Raw genomic sequence first — 16,776 nt, forward strand, 5'->3', positions numbered from 1 at the left:
GGCGGCAGCACGGCCGGCTCCAGCGGCTGCAGCGGCGCGGGTTCGGACGCCTGCGGCTCGACGGCCGCCGGCTCATGGCGGCGCTCGACCTCGCGCGTCACGGGCGCTGCGGGTGCGGGCGCGGCGCTCAGCAGCGGCGCGGGATGGCGCGCCGTCTGGAACAGCAGCGCGTTCATCACGATCGCGACCGCGGTGGCCAGGAAGAGCACGACGACGAGGCCGCGGCCGGGCCGGCGGCCGAGCCAGGACAGGATGCGCGCCGCGAGCGAGCGCTTGCCGCGCTTCGTGGCTGACGCGCGCCGCGGCGGCACGGCCAGCGTCGCAGTCGTACGGGCACGGGCGGCAAGGGTAGCGGACATCGTCTCTGCTCTCGGTCGTCAGGCGGTCAGGCGGAAGGGCTGCTTGGTCTCCAGGCCCCGGCGGGGAGCGCGGGCATGGGTGGCGATGCGCACGGGCTCGGCGGTCTCGGCGGCGCCCGACAGCGGCAGGCGCACGGCGACGCGGGTGCCGACGCCCGGCGCGCTCTCGATGCCGACGGTGCCGCCGTGCAGGCCGACGAGGCCGCGAACCACCGAAAGCCCGAGGCCGGTGCCGTCATGCGGCCGGTCATAAGCGGAGCAGACCTGGAAGAAGGGGTCGCCGAGCTTCGGCAGGTCGTTGGCGGCGATGCCGATGCCGGTGTCGGAGACCGAGAGGTCGAGCATGCCGCCGTCGCGAACCAGGGCCAGCGTCACGCGCCCGCCGGGCGGGGTGAACTTGATGGCGTTGGAGAGCAGGTTGAACATGATCTGCTTCAGCGCGCGCTTGTCGCCGACCAGCGCCGGCAGGCCGGGACCGACCACGCGCTCCAGCGTCACCGCACCGGACTCCGCCTTGAGCGCCAGCACGGCGCAGCATTCATCAGCCAGCTTCGCAACGTCGAGCGTGTCGCGCTCGATCGTCATCGCCCCGCTCTCCATCTTGGAGACGTCGAGCAGGGCATTGACCACTTCGAGCAGATGGTGGCCGGCGTCGCGGACGAGGCAGGCGTATTCCTTGCGGCGGCGATCGTCGAGCGTATCGGCGAGTTCGCCGCCCAGCATCTCGGAGAAGCCGATGATCGCGTTGAGCGGCGTGCGCAGCTCATGGCTGACGGTGGCGAGGAACTGCGACGACTTGAGCTCACGCACCCGCGGCGCCTGATCGCGCTCGCGCAGCTGCTCGCGCTCGCAGCGCTCGGTGACGTCGCGGGAGACGCAGACCACCGCGGCGCCGTCCTCGCCGCCGGTCACGCGGCTGGCCTGCAGGTCGAGCCAGCGCACCACCGGAGCCGGGATGCCGTCTTCAGGCGCCGGCGCCAGGAACAGCACGCGGATGCAAGCGCCGGCGCGGCCTTCGCCATGGGCGGCGTCGCTCAGCGCCTTCAGGAAGAGCGGACGATCGGCGATGTGGACGCGCTCGAACAGGCCGCGGCCAAGCAGCTCCGCCGGCGCGGCGCCGGCGAGATCGCGCGCCGCCTCGCTGGCGAAGAGCACGCCGCCGGCGGCATCGTGCCAGGTGACCAGATCGCCGACATGGTCGAGCGTCAGCAGGGTCCGGCCGTCGGGTCGCGACGAAGGGGCCGCGATGGCGGCAGCTTCGCGCCGCCCGAAACGGCCGAATCCGGCGCCCGCGACGAGGCCGAGCGCCAGCGCCGGCACGGCGGCGACCAGCCAGAGCGGCAGCGCAGCGACCGGGCCGGGCCCGGCGAGCATGGCGAGCAGCGGCAGGGCGCAGAGCGCGATCGCGCCGTCGCGCAGCCCGTCGCGGCGGGCACCGGCCAGAAGCGATTCGGCGGGAACGAGCGCCAGCAGCAGCAAGGCCGGCGAGGCCAGCCCGCCGGTGGCGGCGGCGATGCAGGCGACGAGCAGGGTCAGCGCCGCGGCGGAGATGGCATGGGCGAGACCGAGCCGGCCGGTGCGCGACAGCAGCACCGCCGCGAGCAGCGGCAGGCTGATGGCGACGAGGCCGAGAAGCTCCAGCGTCTCGAGCCGGCCGCGCCAGGCGAGATAGGCTGGCAGCAGGGCGAAGGCGGCGGCGCCTGCCCCGAGCCGGGTCAGCATGAAGCGCTCATGCCGCTGGCGCAGCCGCGCCTCGGCCTGCGCCGACGGATGCACCATCGCCGCGACCTGCGCCCTGACCGCCATCATCATGCTGGAGACACGCAACAAACGCACAACCTCTGTCGACCTTCGACGAACACGCCGTGGCCTCGTTGAAGCCGATCCTCGCCACGGGCGTTTAAGCGGGGCTTAAAACGACCGCACACCGGCTTAGGGAAACAGCGTCGTCGGAAACGGTTTTCACCTGCAAAGTCATATATTTAATTCAAATTCTCCCGATCGGTTCCCTGTGGAGGCTTGTTGGCTTCAGGGTGAACGGAAGCTGAAGAGGCGAGGCCGCATTCGATTCAAATTGAACCTTTGCCGCACACCCGCCGTTTCGAGGCCGCGATTATGATGGGCCCATCGGAAGTCGGGATGCTTCCGGATTGCACGGGGACGAGCATGCGCTTTCTGTTTCGCAGCCTGGTGATCATCGCGGTGATCGCGCTGAACTCGCCGGTCTGGCAGTCGGCCACCGGCGAGCCGGCACCGATCGATTCGGCGCAGGCGATCGCGATCCTTGCGAAGATCGATCCGAAGGCGGCGATGCAGGGCGCCGTCAGCCTGCGCGAGGCCGCCGAGGTGCTGGCCGGGCTGGAGCCCGAAACCCGCGCGCGCATGCTCGAACTCGCCGCGACCGCGATCGCCGGCAAGGAAGCGGCCCAGGCGCCGCGCCACTGACGCTTCACCCTTGACCTCGCCGCGCGGGCCTAGGAAGACAGCCCGTCCGCCCCCGCGCTTCCGGCGGGCGGCCAGCCGGACAGGTCCATGAGCGAAACCCTCGACGAGATCATCGCCAATTTCGAGCTGCTCGACGACTGGGACGACCGGTATCGCTATCTGATCGAGCTCGGCCGCGCGCTCGCGCCCCTGCCGGAGGAGGCGCATAGCGAGGCCAACAAGGTCCGCGGCTGCGCCAGCCAGGTCTGGCTCGACACCGGCTATGAGGGCGGGCCGGGGCCCGCGACACGCCTCATCTTCCGCGGCGACAGCGACGCGCATATCGTGCGCGGGCTGGTGGCGCTGGCGATCGCGATCCATTCGGGCAAGACGGCCGAAGAGATCCTCGCCACCGACGCCTTCGCGATCTATGAGCGGCTCGGCCTCGCCGCCCATCTCACCCCGCAGCGCTCCAATGGCGTCCGCTCGATGCTCGACCGGATCAGGGCGGACGCGGGCAAGGCGCTCGCCTGAGCCGACCCGCCTGCGGTCAGCCCAACGTCGGCCGGCTGCCCTCCTCGCGCCAGACATGCCCGCCGGGCCGCGGCGGGCGGGGCGGCTGCGCCAGGCCGTAATGCTCGGCCAGCGCCTGGAGAGCCAGCCGCAGCACCACCTTGGCCGAGCGCGCCGGCCAGCGCCGCTCCCGCTCGACCTGGTCCAGCCCTTTCAGGAAGCCGCAGACGTCGATCGCCAGCCCGGACAGCTCCGGCCCGAGCCGGTCGCAGGCGCGGCGGGCGCGCTGGCGGGCGGCGAGGCTGGAATCGGAGGCGTCGGCCGGGCCATGCCGGGCCGAATGCGTCCCGGCTGCAAGCGCGGCATCCCAGTTGACGGTCAGGCGCGGCAGCATCTGCGCCAAGGTCAGATCGGCGCGGAAGCGCTCGCCGGCGGCGAACTCCTCCTGCGTGATCTGCGGTGCGCCGTCCTTGCCGCGACGGCGGAACAGCCAGAGCAGCGGGCTCTCGCGCTCGTCGAGCAGCACCGGCTGCGGCGCTCCATCGACGACGAGCCGGTCCTGCGCGACCGTCCGGCCCGGCCCGGCTGCGCGCAGAGCGAGCCGCCTCGCCTTGCCGCTGCCGGACCATTCGGCGAGGCCGGCGCCGACCAGCTCGACAGCTTCCTCCGGCGGTACATAGCCGGCACCGAGCGTCGCGCCCCCACCGGAGACACGGTAGAGCGCGAGGCGGCCGCAGCCGAAGGGCGAATGGACGGCGAAGGCGCCGGGTTGCTGCAGGTGGCGCAGCAGCCGGCCGGACGTACCGGTATGCAGCTCGCTCATCACCGATCCTCCGGATGGTCGCCATGGTGGAGCCGGCCGTCCTGCAGACGGCGGTTGAGGCGCATCAGCCCGGCCTCCAGCGCCGAGAGCCCGAGATCGAAGCCGGGCTGGTCGCGCCGGTCCTCGACCAGCGCGCAGGCATGGCGCACCGTGGTGCGGTCGCGGCCGAAGGCCTGGCCGACCTGCGAGAGATTCAGCCCGCAGCCGACATGGGCGAGGTACATGGCGACCTGACGGGCGAAGGCGACGCGCCGGACGCCACGCAGGCTCTGGCGCAGCGCCGGGACCGGCATGGCATGGGCGGCGCAGACGCTGACCTCCGCGAGACGGGCACCGGCGCTGCGCCGCAGCGATTCGCCGGGGTGGGCAGATAGTGAGTTCATGATATGTTCCCTCCCGCGGATCGGCGGCACGGCGAGCGCGGCCTAATGTGTTAAGGACTATATTCCTAGTTTCGATGCTGCAAGGCCGGTGACGCTTGGGCGGGGACAAGTCCTGTCAGGACATGGCAGGAACGAGACGGGGGCCGGCGGGAGCTCTCGCCCGCCGCGTGCCGGCATTGAGCCGGCGTCTAGCCGCGGGCGCAGCGGCGGCGCGGCCAGATGGCGTAACGTTCATCGCGTGAGGTTCGCCAAGTATAGCTGCACAAAAAAACGCCGCCGGCTGCTGCCGACGGCGTCATCATCCTGGGCTCGCCTGCGCTGCCGACAGCGGTCCCAGCGGACCGACCCGGCAGGGCGGCGGGAGGCTGCGATCAGCGGCGCTTGCGGCGCTGCTGGCCCAGGCCCATCTTCTTCGCGAGCTGCGAGCGCGCCTCGGCATAGTTCGGGGCGACCATCGGATAGTCGGGCGGCAGACCCCACTTCTCGCGATACTGCTCGGGCGACATGTTGTACTGCGTGCGCAGATGGCGCTTCAGCGACTTGAACTTCTTGCCGTCTTCCAGGCAGATCAGATAATCAGCCGTGATCGACTTCTTGACCGGGATGGCCGGCTTCGGCGCCTCGACCGGGGCGGCCGGCACGGCACCATCGACGACCCGGCTCAGGGCCTGATGAACATCGCTGATCAGCGCCGGCAGCTCCGAAGCAGGCACGGAGTTGTTCGAAACATAGGCAGACACGATGTCGGCGGTGAGCTCGATGAATTCCGAGCCGTCTTGTTCGGCCATTTGAAGGTGCTCCATAAGATCTCTTGACGAGGCGACCCGATGAACCGCCCGCGGCGTCGCGCGAGAGGAAAACCCGCCCCAGACTCCGGCCGGGGAGAAGCGCGGAAGCCTGACGCAACGGAAACCCGCGCGAGGCGGATCAGTCATACATTCGTCTAAAGCACCCCCGCCCCTGCCGCAAGTGGTATTGTGAGGAGACGAATACCTGAAAGACACTGAAAAATCTTGGCCGCGATCGGCAAACACGGTAACGACATTCTGAATCTGTAGTTCATCGGCGTGTCTCGGCTGTCTTGCCAGCGCCGCGTCCCATGGCTACCTCTCGCCGGCCGGGCGAGGTCGACGGGATGCGGCCAGCCGCCCCGGACCGGACCTGGACGGAGAAGTCCCATGTCGCGACGCGCCACCCCCCAAGCCTCCGCCCCAAAAGCCTCCGGTCGCCGGTCCGGCCCGCCCATCGCTGATGTCCGCCCGCAGCCGCGGACCGTGCACGGCGTCGCGCTCACCGACGATTACGCCTGGCTGCGGGCCGAGAACTGGCGCGACGTGCTGCGCGAGCCGGATCTGCTCGCCCCCGACATCCGCGCCCATCTCGAGGCCGAGAACGCCTGGTGCGACCGGATGATGAAGCCGACGCGCGCGTTGCAGCGCGCGCTGATCGTCGAGATGCGCGGGCGCATCAAAGAGGACGACAGCGAACCGCCGCAGCCGGACGGGCCGTTCCTTTATTATCAGCGCTACCGGCGCGGCGGCGAGCACCCGCTGATCTGCCGCCGCCCGCGCGAGGGCTCGCGCAAGGGCCGGCCGGGGCGCGAGCAGATCATGCTCGACGTCGACGCGCTCGCCGCCGACAGCGAATTCTTCGACCTCGGCGATGCGGTGCACAGCCCCGACCACCGCCTGCTCGCCTGGAGCGCGGACGGTGCGGGCTCTGAGCTGTTCACCCTGCGGGTACGCGACCTGGCGAGCGGCGAGGACCTGCCCGACAGGATCGAGAACACCAGCGGCGAGGCGATCTGGACGCAGGACGCCTCGGCCTTCGTCTATGTCGCGCTCGACGGCGAGCATCGCCCCTCCCGCGTGCTGCGCCACCGGCTCGGCACGCCGCAGGCGGCCGACGAACTGCTCTACGAGGAAAGCGATCCCGGCGTCTTCGTCGACATCGACGAGACGCAGTCGCAGCGCTTCCTGCTGATCGCGGCCGGCGATCACGAGACCTCGGAGGTCCGCGTCGTCGATCTCGCCGACCCGGCCGGCCAGCCCCGTCTCGTCGCCGCCCGCAAGACCGGGCGGCAATACGAGATCGAGCATCATGGCGACGACTTGCTGATCCTCACCAACGCCGATGGTGCCGAGGACTTCAAGATCGTCACCGCGCCGATCGACGCGCCAGACCCGGCCAACTGGCGCGAACTGGTCCCGCATGTGCCCGGGCGGCTGATCATCTCGCATCTGTGCCTGCGCGGCCGGCTGATCCGCATGGAGCGCGAGGACGGGCTGCCGCGCATCGTCATCCGGGCGCTCGCCGACGGCAGCGAGAGCCGCATCGCCTTCGACGAGGAGTCCTATGCGCTCGGCCTCGATCCGGGCTTCGAGTTCGACACCGACCGGCTCAGGGTGATCTACGCCTCGATGGCGCGCCCGACCGAAGTGTTCGACTACGACATGGCGACGGGCGAACGGACGCTGGTGAAGCGGCAGGAGGTGCCGTCGGGCCATGATCCCGAGGCTTACACGGTGCGCCGCATCTTCGCGACGGCTCCCGACGGCGAAACCGTGCCGGTCTCGCTGCTCCACCGCCGCGACACGCCGCTCGACGGCTCGGCGCCCTGCCTGCTCTACGGCTACGGCGCCTATGGCTCGGCGATGTCGGCGGCCTTCCGCACCCGGCCGCTCAGCCTAGTCGATCGCGGCTTCGTCTACGCCATCGCCCATATCCGCGGCGGCACCGAGAAGGGCTGGCGCTGGTATCGCGACGGCAAGCGCGAGAAGAAGAGCAACACCTTCACCGACTTCATCGCCGTCGCCGAGATGCTGGCGGCCGAGGGCTATACGGCGCGCGGACGCATCGTGGCGCAGGGCGGCAGCGCCGGCGGCATGCTGATGGGCGCGATCGCCAACATGGCACCCGCTCTGTTCGCCGGCATCGTCGCCGAGGTGCCCTTCGTCGATGTGACCAACACGATCCTCGACGAGACCCTGCCGCTGACCCCGATGGAGTGGCCGGAATGGGGCGATCCGATCCGCGACGCGCAGGCCTTCCGCACCATCCTGGCCTATTCGCCCTATGACAACGTCAGGGCGCAAGCCTATCCGCCGATCCTGGCCATGGGCGGGCTGACCGATCCGCGCGTGACCTATTGGGAGCCGGCGAAATGGGTGGCCCGGCTGCGCGCCACCATGACCGGCGGCGGGCCGATCCTGCTGCACACCAATATGGATGCCGGCCATGCCGGCTCGGCCGGGCGCTTCGATTCGCTGAAGGAAACCGCCCTCGCCTACGCCTTCGCCATCACAGCGACCGGCGCAGGCTGGCCGGACGCCTGACCTTCATCGCCGGCGCCGCGTGGCGCCGGCCGGTCGACGCTCAGCTGTCGAGGCGGCTCTTCTCGTCGGCGAGATAGGCCTTGAGCTCGTCCATCGAGCCGAAGGTGTAGTCGCCATCGGGCGTGCGGGCCTGGATCGAGCCGTCGGCATAGATGGTGAACTGGGTCTCGCCGACCTGATAGGCGCCGACGATCCCTTCCTCCGAGGCCGCAGGCCCGGTCGGCTGCGCGGGCTCTTCGAACGGCTCGGCTTCGGCGGGGGCAGCGCCCTCGCCCTCGTCAGCCGACAGATCGGCATGTTCGGCAGGTGCGAAGCGTTCCGGCGCATCCAGGGCGCCCACCTCCGGCTCCGCCTCGCGGCGGTCCTCGGCGATCTCGATCCTGCCGAGATCCGCGGACGCAACCTCGGGGACATCGAGCGCCGCGGGCTCTACCGGCTGAGTCGAGGGCGGCCAGGCCCGTGGCGTCATCCAGGATTCGGCCTGGTCGAGCGCCGTCCGGCGCGACTCCGGCGACGGCTCGGCCAGCGCACCGGCGAGATGGTCGCGCAGCGCGCTGAACTCGTCCTGCGGCTCGGGCGCCTCGTCGCGGGCCGGCGCGTCGTCCCGGTCGAGCCGCGGCCACCAGACACGGCCGGGCTCGTCGCGCGTCTCGGCCCGCGGCGCATCGACATGCGCGGCCTCGACATGCGGCAGCACGGGCTCGGCCGGGCGAAGCGTCTCGACGGGCGCAGCCGGTGCAATGTCCACCGCGTCGTCGACGGGCTCCGTCGTCGCCGCTTCGACCGGTTCAGCCTCGATGGTCTCGGCGTCGATGGTCTCGGCATCGGCGTCGATCAGGTCGTCCGCGCCACTCTCGCGCACGGTCAGGGTGAACGTCTTTTCTTCCTGAAGCGTCAGCACCGTCTCGCGGCCCGAGGGCTCCTCGTCGCGCTCGGCCTCGATGTCGCGCAGCAGCGCCTCGAACGGGTCGGCCGGATCGACCGCAGGCGCATCGGCCCCGGACTCGTCGGCAAGCTTCGTCACGGCGGGCTCGTCGTCCGCATCGGCATCGATCGGCTCCGCCGCCAGCTCGGCGGGCTCGTCCGGCTCGGTCGCGGCCTGCAGCGGCGCGTCGGCGTCGGATTCGTCCGCCTCCGGCTCTTCGCGCTTCGCGTCGGTCTCGTCACGGCCCGCGCGCAGCGCCTCGCCGACGGCGAGGCCGCCCAGCCCGGCCGCAGCCGCACCGGCGGCCAGACCGGCTGCGCGTGGCAGGCCGGCGGCAGGGACGGCGACGGGATCGGCAGCCGGACCGACGGGCTCGATCGCGGCGGGGCCGTTCTCCGGCAGCGGCGCGGGCGGCGCCTCGACCTCGCGGCGCGGCAGCACGGGCGCCTGAACCGGCACCGCGGCCGGAACCTGCACCGGCAGCGAGCCCTTCAGCTTCCGCAGCTCGGCGATGGTCGCGGCGAGCGCCAGCAGCACCACGCCGGCCGTGATCGACAGACCGCCGAGGATGACCTGCGTGAAGCCGCGCTCGAGAACCACATAGGGCCAGCCGTCGACGACGGCGTAGGCGCCACCCGCCAGCAGAACCAGCCCGACACCGACGAAAACCTTGATCAAAGCTCGCTCCTCGGCGGCGACGACATGCTGCGACAGTCTGCCGCCTCGTCGTTAAACTATCGATACTGCGATGCGATGCCAACCGAGCCCGGTGGGCGCATGCGCATCAGCCCCGGACGCATCACCGCCGGGCTCCGCGCCTGTTGCCGCTGCGGCGATCGCACCTTAACTATCCCGTGAATGGTGGACGTTCCGTCGGGCCTGCCGGCCCCGCGTTTCATCATGGCAGCCATTCTCGACCGCCGCGTTTCTCGACAGCCCAAGGAGAGGCCACATGACCTTCACCCTTCCCGACCTTCCCTACGCCCACGACGCCCTGCAGCCCTTCATGTCGAAGGAGACGCTCGAGTACCATCACGACAAGCACCACCTCGCTTACGTGAACAACGGCAACAACGCCATCAAGGGCACGGAATTCGAGGGCAAGTCCCTCGAGGAGATCGTCAAGGGCTCCTATGGCAAGAACGCCGCGGTGTTCAACAATGCCGGCCAGCACTACAACCATCTGCACTTCTGGAAGTGGATGAAGCCGAACGGCGGCGGCAAGCTGCCGGGCGAGCTGGAGAAGGCGATCGTCGACTCGTTCGGTTCGGTCGACAAGTTCCGCGAGGACTTCATCGCCGCCGGCACCGGCCAGTTCGGCTCGGGCTGGGCCTGGCTCGAGGTCAAGGGCGGCAAGCTCGCCGTCAGCAAGACCCCGAACGGCGAGAACCCGCTGGTGCACGGCGCGACCCCGATCCTCGGCGTCGACGTCTGGGAGCACTCCTACTACATCGACTACCGCAACCGTCGTCCCGACTACCTCAAGGCCTTCCTCGACAGCCTGGTGAACTGGGACTACGTCGCTGAGCTCTATGCCTCCGCCAAGGGCTAAAGCCCGGCGCAAGGCCTGGAACGACGAACGGGGCCTGACGGCCCCGTTTTTCTTTGGCGCGATGCCTTAAATTCAGGAGGCGACGCGGCGCAGGAAGCGGTCGACCGTGTCGTCGAGCCGTAGCGCCTGGGCCGAGACCTCGCCGGCGGCGTCGCGCACCTGCTCTGCCGAGCGCCCGGTCTCCTCGACACTGTCGGCAAGCACGGAGAGGTCGCTCGAGACGGACAGCGCCGAGGTGCTCGCCATCGCGACGCCCGAGGCGATCTCGCCGGTGGCTATCGCCTGCTGCTCGATCGAGGTCGCGACCGCGTTGGCGAAGTTCTCGATCGCCCCCATGCGGCTGGCGATGTTCTGGATGGCGCCGACCACGCCCGCGGTGGCACCCTGGATGGCGCCGACCTGGGCGACGATGCGGTCTGTGGCGCTTGCCGTCTGGGCGGCGAGGCTCTTCACCTCGGAAGCCACGACCGCGAAACCGCGACCGGCCTCGCCGGCGCGCGCCGCCTCGATGGTGGCGTTGAGCGCCAGCAGATTGGTCTGCGCGGCGATGTCCCGTATCAGGTTCACCACCTCGCTGATGTCGCGGGCGGTGTCGTCGAGCGCCTCGACCGAGCCGGCGGTTGCACGCGAGGCGGTGGCTGCCTCGACGATTTCGGTGCGCACGCGGCGCACCTGGAATTCGACCTCGCGAATGGCTGCCCCCATCTCCTCGGCCGCCTGGGCGGCGTTTTCGACATTGCCGGACGCGCCATGCGCGTTGTGCGCGGCGCGCGCAGCGCGCTCCGCGGATTCGGCCGCGACGCGGGCGAGGCCGTCGGAGGCCTCCCCCATGCGCTCGGCATTGCTCTTGAAGGCTTCGAGCGCAGTTCCGACGTCGCTGCGGAACAGCGCGATGGCCTGTTCTACACGCTGCTGGCTCTGCTGGCGCTCTGCCTCGTCGGAGAACTGCTTCTGCTGCAGCGTGGCGCGTTCGGCGAGGCGCAGCTTGAGGACGCCGAGCGCACGCGCGATCGCGCCGATCTCGTCCGAGCGCTTCTCGCCGTCGAGCGGCGTGTCGAGATCGCCGTCCGAGATGGCGACGATGGCCTGCGTCATGCTCTTCAGCGGTCGCATCGCCCGCGACAGCGAGATCCAGAGCAGCGGGCCGAGGATCATCAGCCCGATCAGGCTCAGCAGGATCGTCACGACCTGCTCGCGCTCGGCGCGTGCGTTGAGGCGCGTCTTGTCGAAGCGGATCGCGGCATAGCCGATCATCTTGCCGGTGGCGCTGACCCTGACCGCCTGCAGCTGGGTGAGATAGGTCTCGTCCTCCAGGCGGATCATGTCACGATCGGCGAGCGCGGCCCATGGCTCGGCACCGAGCTTGGCGGCGAGATAGCGCGGCGTCAGCGTCAGCCGGGCCTCCTCGGTGCGGCCGGCGCTGGCCAGCGAGGCGAGGTCGTCGGCGAGAATGCCAGCGTCGAAATCCGGGTCGCGCTTCAGCGATTCGAGGATGTAGCCGAGCGTGGTGTTGTCGCGCGAGAGCACCAGCCGAGGCGCCGCGTTGACCACCATGCTGCCGAGGGCGACGACCTTCTGCTCAAGATCGTCGCGGGTCTTGGTCTCGTTGTAGCGGGTGAGCGCGATCATCAGGAAGACGACGGCAACCGCAACGATGGCGACGGCGGCCGCGGCGATCTGCCGGCCGAGGGAGCCCGTGGTCTCGACGCCGGGCAGCGTCGCCGCCCGGTCTCCCGCTCGCATCGCCGACTGACTGGATACGCTCATCGCAATCAAGTTCCCCGACGATGCGAGGACAGCGCCATCGCGACAAGATCGTCTTCGGGCGAGGATCGCGCCGCGGGGTAAATTTTCGATTGCGCTGCGTCAGCCGGCGAAACGTCAGCCGAGATCGCGGAAGCGGGACAGCGCCAGCCCCTCCGGCGGGCGAAACGCCATCAAAGCCGCATGCTCGACCGGCCGCGTCGCCACCACCGGGTCGAGCCTGCGCAACTCGTCGTCGACGAAGCCGGGATGGCACATCACGAGATGGCGCGGGCCGGGCCGGTGCAGGAAGCGCGCGAGGTCCGCACCGAAGTCGCGGGCCGGGTCGAAGGGCGACACGCCGGAAAAGCCGCGATTGAGCACGATCCCGCGGCGGGATGCCGCCCGGCGCAGGCCGGTGGCGAGGCCGGCGATCACCAATGCCTTACCCACCGCGACGCCGCGTGAGCGGATCGCAGCGACCGAATCCGACGGGTCGCGCAGATAGGTTTCGCCACCAGGATAGCGCGCCGCGACGAGATCGAGCACGGCGCGGCGCACCCCCGGCAGTACATGGACATGCTGGTGACCGTCGAGGAAGTCGGGGGCACGGCCGAGCCGCTGCGCGAAGGCGTCGACCTGCCGGGCGATCTCGGCGGCGATCTCGCGGCGCGCCGCCGCCGAGCGCAGCGCCAGCCGGGCCAGATCGCGCAGCGCCGGCAGTTCGCCGCCGGGCGCGACCAGCGGCATCGGCGCGAGCGGCGCGCCGCAGGTGAGGTTGAGGTGCACGCCGAGATCGGCCCGCCCGGCGAAGGCGCCGAGCGCGCCCGCCAGACCCAGCCAGTGCGGGCGGTTGGTCATGGCGCCGGTCGCCGAGAGGCGACCATGGTCGAGCAGCTCCAGGATCGAGCGGCTGACGCCCTCGGTCATGGCGAAATCATCGGCACAGAGCACGAAGCCACGGCTCATCGCGCTGTTGTCTCCCGTTCATCGCCCATGGCTTAGATAGCATTCCGGCGCGCGCGGCACAGGCATGAACGCGGCGTGTCTCATCAGCAAACGGGGCCTCGAAATCCGTGTCCGCCACCGCCTACCCCGACGCCGCGCCGTCCCTGTCGCGTCCGGAGCTCTCGGTCGTCGTCCCGGTCCATGACGAGGCCGACAACCTGCCGCTTCTGGTCGAGCGGCTCAAGCCGATCCTCGACGCGGCCGTCGCCTCCTGGGAGATCGTCTGCATCGACGACGGCAGCCGCGACGCGACGCTGGCCGTGCTGCGCCGCCTGCACGCGCAGGATCCTCGCGTCAACGCGATCTCGTTCAGCCGCAATTTCGGCAAGGAGATCGCCATCGCGGCCGGGCTCGACCATGCCCGCGGCGATGCGGTGGTGATCATGGACGCCGACCTGCAGCATCCGCCCGAGGTGATCCCGCTCTTCCTGCAGAAATGGCGCGAGGGCTACCTCAACGTCTACGGCCAGCGCACCGACCGCGACGGCGAAAGCCAGCTCAAGCGCAATTTCGCCAAGGCCTTCTACCGGCTGTTCGCGCGCTTCGGCGAGACCGAGCTGCCCGAGGGCGCCGGCGATTTCCGCCTGCTCGACCGGCGCGTGGTCGAGGCGCTGCGCGCTCTGCCGGAACGGGCCCGCTTCTCCAAGGGGCTCTATGCCTGGGTCGGCTTCCCCGGCACCGGCGTGCCCTTCGCTGTCGCCGAGCGCATGCACGGGCAGACCAAGTTCCGCTATCGCAAGCTGTTCGGCTTCGCCTTCGACGGGCTGTCCTCCTTCTCGACGGTGCCGCTCAAGATCGCAACCTGGCTCGGCATGCTGATCGCCTTCGCGGCGGCGCTGACCGGCCTGTTCTTCCTGGTCCGCACCCTGCTGTTCGGCACCGACCTGCCCGGCTTCCCCTCGCTGATCGTCTCGATCATGTTCTTCTCGGGCATCCAGCTGATCTCGCTCGGGCTGATCGGCGAATATGTCGGGCGTATCTTCGCCGAGGTGAAGCGGCGGCCGCTCTATCTGGTCGGCGAGCGCATCGGCTACCGCAAGGACGAGAGCGTGCATCCGCGCGGCGACGCGCTGCCGCCGCTGATCCGCTAGCCGCCGTCGCCGGCCCCGCCGCCCTGCCCGCACTGGACCCGGCGCGGCGGCGCGGCTATGCCGACGCTCGCGGCCCGCCCCTCCCGGCGGCCCGGAGAGGCCGGATGCTGAAGAAAATCCTCTCGGTCAGCGGCTTCACGCTGCTGTCGCGCCTGACGGGCTTCGCCCGCGACATCGTGCTGGCCGCCGTGCTCGGCGCCGGCGCGCTGATGGACGCGTTCTCGGTCGCGCTGCGCCTGCCCAATCATTTCCGCACGATCTTCGGCGAGGGCGCGGTCAACCAGGCCTATATCCCCGCCTTCACCAAGGTGCGCGAGCGCTCGGGCAACGCCGCCTCGATGCAGTTCTCCGACCGGGTCTTCACGCTCAACCTGATCGTGCAGTTGGCGCTGCTCGGGCTGGCGCTGCCCTTCATGCCCGAACTGGTGCGCCTGCTGGCGCCTGGCTTCTCCGGCGATCCCGAGCGCTTCGCGCTGGCGGTGACGCTGACGCGGATAACTTTCCCCTATCTGCTGTTCATCACGCTCGTCACGCTGCTCTCGTCGAACCTCAACGCGGTCGATCGCTTCGCGGCGGCGGCGGCGGCGCCGATCCTGCTCAACATCTGCCTGATCGCCGCGCTCGGCGTCGCCTTCCTGTTCCCGAGCGCGGCGCATGCCGCGGCCTGGGGCGTGGCCGTGGCGGGCGTGCTGGAATGGCTGCTGCTCTGGGGCGCGGCACGGCGCGCCGGCGTGTCCGCGGCTCTGACCCGCCCGCGGATCGACGGCGATGTGCGCGGCTTCCTCAAGGCCTTCGGCCCGGCGGTGATCGGCTCCGCCGGCGTGCAGATCGCGCTCTTCGCCGACACGATCATCGCCTCGCTGCTGCCGGCGGGCGGCTATTCGGCACTGTATTACGCCGAGCGCCTCTACCAGCTGCCAATCGGCGTGATCGCGATCGGCGTCGGCACCGTGCTGCTGCCGACGATGAGCCGCGCGGTGGCGGCCGGCGACGAGCCCCGCGCCGAGCGGGCGCAGAACCGCGCGATCGCGCTGACGCTGGTCGCGGCCGCGCCCTTCGCAGCCGCCTTCCTCGTCCTGCCGGAGATGATCGTCGCGGCGCTGTTCGAGCGCGGGCGCTTCGATGCGAGCGCCAGCGCGGCGGCCGGCAGCGTGCTCTTCGCCTATGCGGTCGGCCTGCCGGCGATCGTGCTGATCCGCTCCCAGGTCGCGAGCTTCCTCTCCCGCGGCGACACGATGACGCCGATGCTGGTCTCGCTCGGCGCCATCGCGGTGAATGTCGGGTTGAAGCTGCTGCTCTGGCGCGACCATGGCGCACCGGGACTGGCGCTGGCGACGGCCGCCGGCGCCTGGATCAATCTCGGCGCGCTGCACGTGCTGGCGCTGCGCCGGGGCTGGACCAGCCCGGACCGGGCCATGCCGCTGCTGATCCTGATCGTCGGGCTGTCGGCCGGCATCGCGGCGACCGTCGCACGCCTCGTCGCCGGGCCGGTCGGCCGCGCGCTCGCCGGCTTCCCCTACGAGCCGCGGCTGATCGCTGTCGGCGTGATCTGCCTGCTCGCGGCGACGGTCTATGCGGTGATCGCGCTCGGCGCGCTGCGGGCCGCCCGGCTCTGGCGCCTCCTGCGCTGAGGCGGCCTCAGTCGACGATGCGCGCCGCCGCCGACTGCAGGCAGGCGACGGCCTCCGCGACCATGCGCTCGACCAGCTCTCCGGCGGGCGGAATGTCGTGCACCAGCCCCGCCGCCTCGCCGAAGATCACCGCCGCCTCCTCGGGATCGCCCGCGGCGAAGGCTGCGGCATAGGCGGCCGACTCGACTGCGATCACGGCGCGCAGATCGTCTTCCCGCCCGCGCCAGCGCGCGATGAAGGCGTTGTCGGCGGTACGGATGTCGAACGGCGCCGGCCAGGCGAGCCGGCGCGCGATGTCCGGCACGGAACTGCGCACCGTCTGGTCGCCCGTCGCGTCCAGCGCCGCCTGATGGTGGCGGGCATGGACCAGCGCCTCGCGGCTCGCCCAGAAGCGCGTGCCGACCAGCACGCCGTCGGCGCCCAGCGCCAGCGCCGCGGCGAGCCCGCGCCCGTCGCCGACGCCGCCGGCGGCCAGCAGCAGCGTCTCGGGGCTCTCCCGCGCCAGCAGGTCGGCGACCTCGGGCACGAAGGGGAAGGTGGCGCGGCGATGACCGTGGCCGCCGGCCTCGCCGCCCTGCGCCACGATGATCGCGGCACCGGCCTCCAGCGCCACGCGGACATCGGCGAGGCTCTGGCACTGGCAGATCAGCGGCACCTCGGCCGCGGCGATCTCGGCCGCGAAGGGGCGCGGATCGCCGAAGGACAGCATCAGCGCCGCCGGCCGCCGCGCGAGCGCCTCGCCGAGCAGATGCGGCTGCCTGGCCAGCGACCAGGTGATGAAGCCGCAGCCGGTGCGGGCATTGCCCGCCGCCTGCGCCTGGGCGGCGAGCCAGCGCGAATCGCCGTAGCCGCCGCCGACGAGGCCGAGCCCGCCGGCCTGGGTCACGGCGGCCGCGAGCGCGCCGCCGCCTGCCAGCGCCATCGGCGCCGAGAGGATGGGATGGGCGATGCCCAGCCGCTCGGTCAGCCGTGTCGACAGGCGGGCCATG

The 16,776-nt window shown here is 70.9% G+C and carries 14 protein-coding genes and 1 pseudogene; 6 read left to right on the top strand and 9 right to left on the bottom strand.

The window, feature by feature from the left end; all coding sequences use genetic code 11:
• Positions 1-359, bottom strand: a pseudogene (locus tag ABE438_RS13720) (hypothetical protein); the annotation flags it as partial.
• An 18-nt stretch (positions 360-377) separates the two neighbouring features.
• Positions 378-2,186: a sensor histidine kinase gene (locus tag ABE438_RS13725; protein WP_346503200.1), complete on the bottom strand. Its 1,809-nt coding sequence runs from the start codon at positions 2,184-2,186 to the stop codon at positions 378-380.
• A 339-nt stretch (positions 2,187-2,525) separates the two neighbouring features.
• On the opposite strand from ABE438_RS13725, the gene ABE438_RS13730 reads away from it, so the two are divergent.
• Positions 2,526-2,804 (top strand): hypothetical protein, encoded by a 279-nt coding sequence (locus ABE438_RS13730; RefSeq protein ID WP_346503201.1) that lies wholly within the window; start codon positions 2,526-2,528, stop codon positions 2,802-2,804.
• 87 nt (positions 2,805-2,891) lie between these two features.
• On the top strand, positions 2,892-3,317 hold the full coding sequence (locus ABE438_RS13735; RefSeq protein ID WP_346503202.1) for a SufE family protein: 426 nt from the start codon (positions 2,892-2,894) through the stop codon (positions 3,315-3,317).
• Between the two features lie 16 nt (positions 3,318-3,333).
• On the opposite strand, the gene ABE438_RS13740 is transcribed toward ABE438_RS13735, so the two are convergent.
• The 3 genes from ABE438_RS13740 to ABE438_RS13750 form a co-directional block, all read right to left on the bottom strand.
• A complete protein-coding gene (locus ABE438_RS13740) occupies positions 3,334-4,119 on the bottom strand; it encodes a DUF6456 domain-containing protein (protein ID WP_346503203.1) in 786 nt (261 codons plus the stop codon).
• A complete protein-coding gene (locus tag ABE438_RS13745) occupies positions 4,119-4,502 on the bottom strand; it encodes a helix-turn-helix domain-containing protein (protein ID WP_346503204.1) in 384 nt (127 codons plus the stop codon). Before ABE438_RS13745 ends, ABE438_RS13740 begins: the two co-directional genes overlap by 1 nt.
• A gap of 371 nt (positions 4,503-4,873) precedes the next feature.
• Positions 4,874-5,290 (bottom strand): Ros/MucR family transcriptional regulator, encoded by a 417-nt coding sequence (locus ABE438_RS13750; RefSeq protein ID WP_346503205.1) that lies wholly within the window; start codon positions 5,288-5,290, stop codon positions 4,874-4,876.
• A gap of 390 nt (positions 5,291-5,680) precedes the next feature.
• On the opposite strand from ABE438_RS13750, the gene ABE438_RS13755 reads away from it, so the two are divergent.
• A complete protein-coding gene (locus ABE438_RS13755; RefSeq protein WP_346503206.1) occupies positions 5,681-7,837 on the top strand; it encodes a S9 family peptidase in 2,157 nt (718 codons plus the stop codon).
• A gap of 40 nt (positions 7,838-7,877) precedes the next feature.
• Here ABE438_RS13755 and ABE438_RS13760 read toward each other — a convergent pair whose 3' ends face one another.
• On the bottom strand, positions 7,878-9,440 hold the full coding sequence (locus ABE438_RS13760) for a hypothetical protein (protein WP_346503207.1): 1,563 nt from the start codon (positions 9,438-9,440) through the stop codon (positions 7,878-7,880).
• A gap of 274 nt (positions 9,441-9,714) precedes the next feature.
• On the opposite strand from ABE438_RS13760, the gene ABE438_RS13765 reads away from it, so the two are divergent.
• Positions 9,715-10,314 (top strand): superoxide dismutase, encoded by a 600-nt coding sequence (locus ABE438_RS13765; protein ID WP_346503208.1) that lies wholly within the window; start codon positions 9,715-9,717, stop codon positions 10,312-10,314.
• A gap of 72 nt (positions 10,315-10,386) precedes the next feature.
• Here the strand turns inward: ABE438_RS13765 and ABE438_RS13770 are convergent, their stop codons facing one another.
• Together ABE438_RS13770 and ABE438_RS13775 are read right to left on the bottom strand one after the other, a co-directional pair.
• The gene (locus tag ABE438_RS13770; protein WP_346503209.1) at positions 10,387-12,081 is read right to left on the bottom strand and encodes a methyl-accepting chemotaxis protein; all 1,695 of its coding nucleotides are present in this window, start codon (positions 12,079-12,081) and stop codon (positions 10,387-10,389) included.
• Positions 12,082-12,195: 114 nt separating this feature from the next.
• Complete coding sequence (locus ABE438_RS13775) at positions 12,196-13,026, bottom strand: ChbG/HpnK family deacetylase (protein WP_346503210.1); 831 nt, start codon at positions 13,024-13,026, stop codon at positions 12,196-12,198.
• A gap of 107 nt (positions 13,027-13,133) precedes the next feature.
• On the opposite strand from ABE438_RS13775, the gene ABE438_RS13780 reads away from it, so the two are divergent.
• Both ABE438_RS13780 and murJ read left to right on the top strand, forming a co-directional pair.
• Positions 13,134-14,156 carry a glycosyltransferase family 2 protein gene (locus ABE438_RS13780; RefSeq protein ID WP_346503211.1) on the top strand — a complete coding sequence of 341 codons (1,023 nt, stop codon included), beginning with the start codon at positions 13,134-13,136 and terminating at the stop codon, positions 14,154-14,156.
• 104 nt (positions 14,157-14,260) lie between these two features.
• The gene (murJ, locus tag ABE438_RS13785; protein WP_346503212.1) at positions 14,261-15,787 is read left to right on the top strand and encodes a murein biosynthesis integral membrane protein MurJ; all 1,527 of its coding nucleotides are present in this window, start codon (positions 14,261-14,263) and stop codon (positions 15,785-15,787) included.
• A 7-nt stretch (positions 15,788-15,794) separates the two neighbouring features.
• Here the strand turns inward: murJ and ABE438_RS13790 are convergent, their stop codons facing one another.
• The gene (locus ABE438_RS13790; RefSeq protein WP_346503213.1) at positions 15,795-16,775 is read right to left on the bottom strand and encodes an NAD(P)H-dependent flavin oxidoreductase; all 981 of its coding nucleotides are present in this window, start codon (positions 16,773-16,775) and stop codon (positions 15,795-15,797) included.
• Between the last annotated feature and the right edge of the window lies 1 nt (position 16,776).

It is taken from the genome of Allobosea sp. TWI1241, from assembly GCF_039673065.1.
In the GTDB taxonomy this organism is placed as follows: Bacteria; Pseudomonadota; Alphaproteobacteria; order Rhizobiales; family Beijerinckiaceae; genus Allobosea.

Coding starts and splice junctions, on each gene's coding strand:
- ABE438_RS13730 (WP_346503201.1), top strand. CDS start 2,526: ATGCGCTTTCTGTTTCGCAGCCTGGTGATCATCGCGGTGATCGCGCTG.
- ABE438_RS13735 (WP_346503202.1), top strand. CDS start 2,892: ATGAGCGAAACCCTCGACGAGATCATCGCCAATTTCGAGCTGCTCGAC.
- ABE438_RS13740 (WP_346503203.1), bottom strand. CDS start 4,119: ATGAGCGAGCTGCATACCGGTACGTCCGGCCGGCTGCTGCGCCACCTG.
- ABE438_RS13745 (WP_346503204.1), bottom strand. CDS start 4,502: ATGAACTCACTATCTGCCCACCCCGGCGAATCGCTGCGGCGCAGCGCC.
- ABE438_RS13750 (WP_346503205.1), bottom strand. CDS start 5,290: ATGGCCGAACAAGACGGCTCGGAATTCATCGAGCTCACCGCCGACATC.
- ABE438_RS13755 (WP_346503206.1), top strand. CDS start 5,681: ATGTCGCGACGCGCCACCCCCCAAGCCTCCGCCCCAAAAGCCTCCGGT.
- ABE438_RS13765 (WP_346503208.1), top strand. CDS start 9,715: ATGACCTTCACCCTTCCCGACCTTCCCTACGCCCACGACGCCCTGCAG.
- ABE438_RS13770 (WP_346503209.1), bottom strand. CDS start 12,081: ATGAGCGTATCCAGTCAGTCGGCGATGCGAGCGGGAGACCGGGCGGCG.
- ABE438_RS13775 (WP_346503210.1), bottom strand. CDS start 13,026: ATGAGCCGTGGCTTCGTGCTCTGTGCCGATGATTTCGCCATGACCGAG.
- murJ (WP_346503212.1), top strand. CDS start 14,261: ATGCTGAAGAAAATCCTCTCGGTCAGCGGCTTCACGCTGCTGTCGCGC.
- ABE438_RS13790 (WP_346503213.1), bottom strand. CDS start 16,775: ATGGCCCGCCTGTCGACACGGCTGACCGAGCGGCTGGGCATCGCCCAT.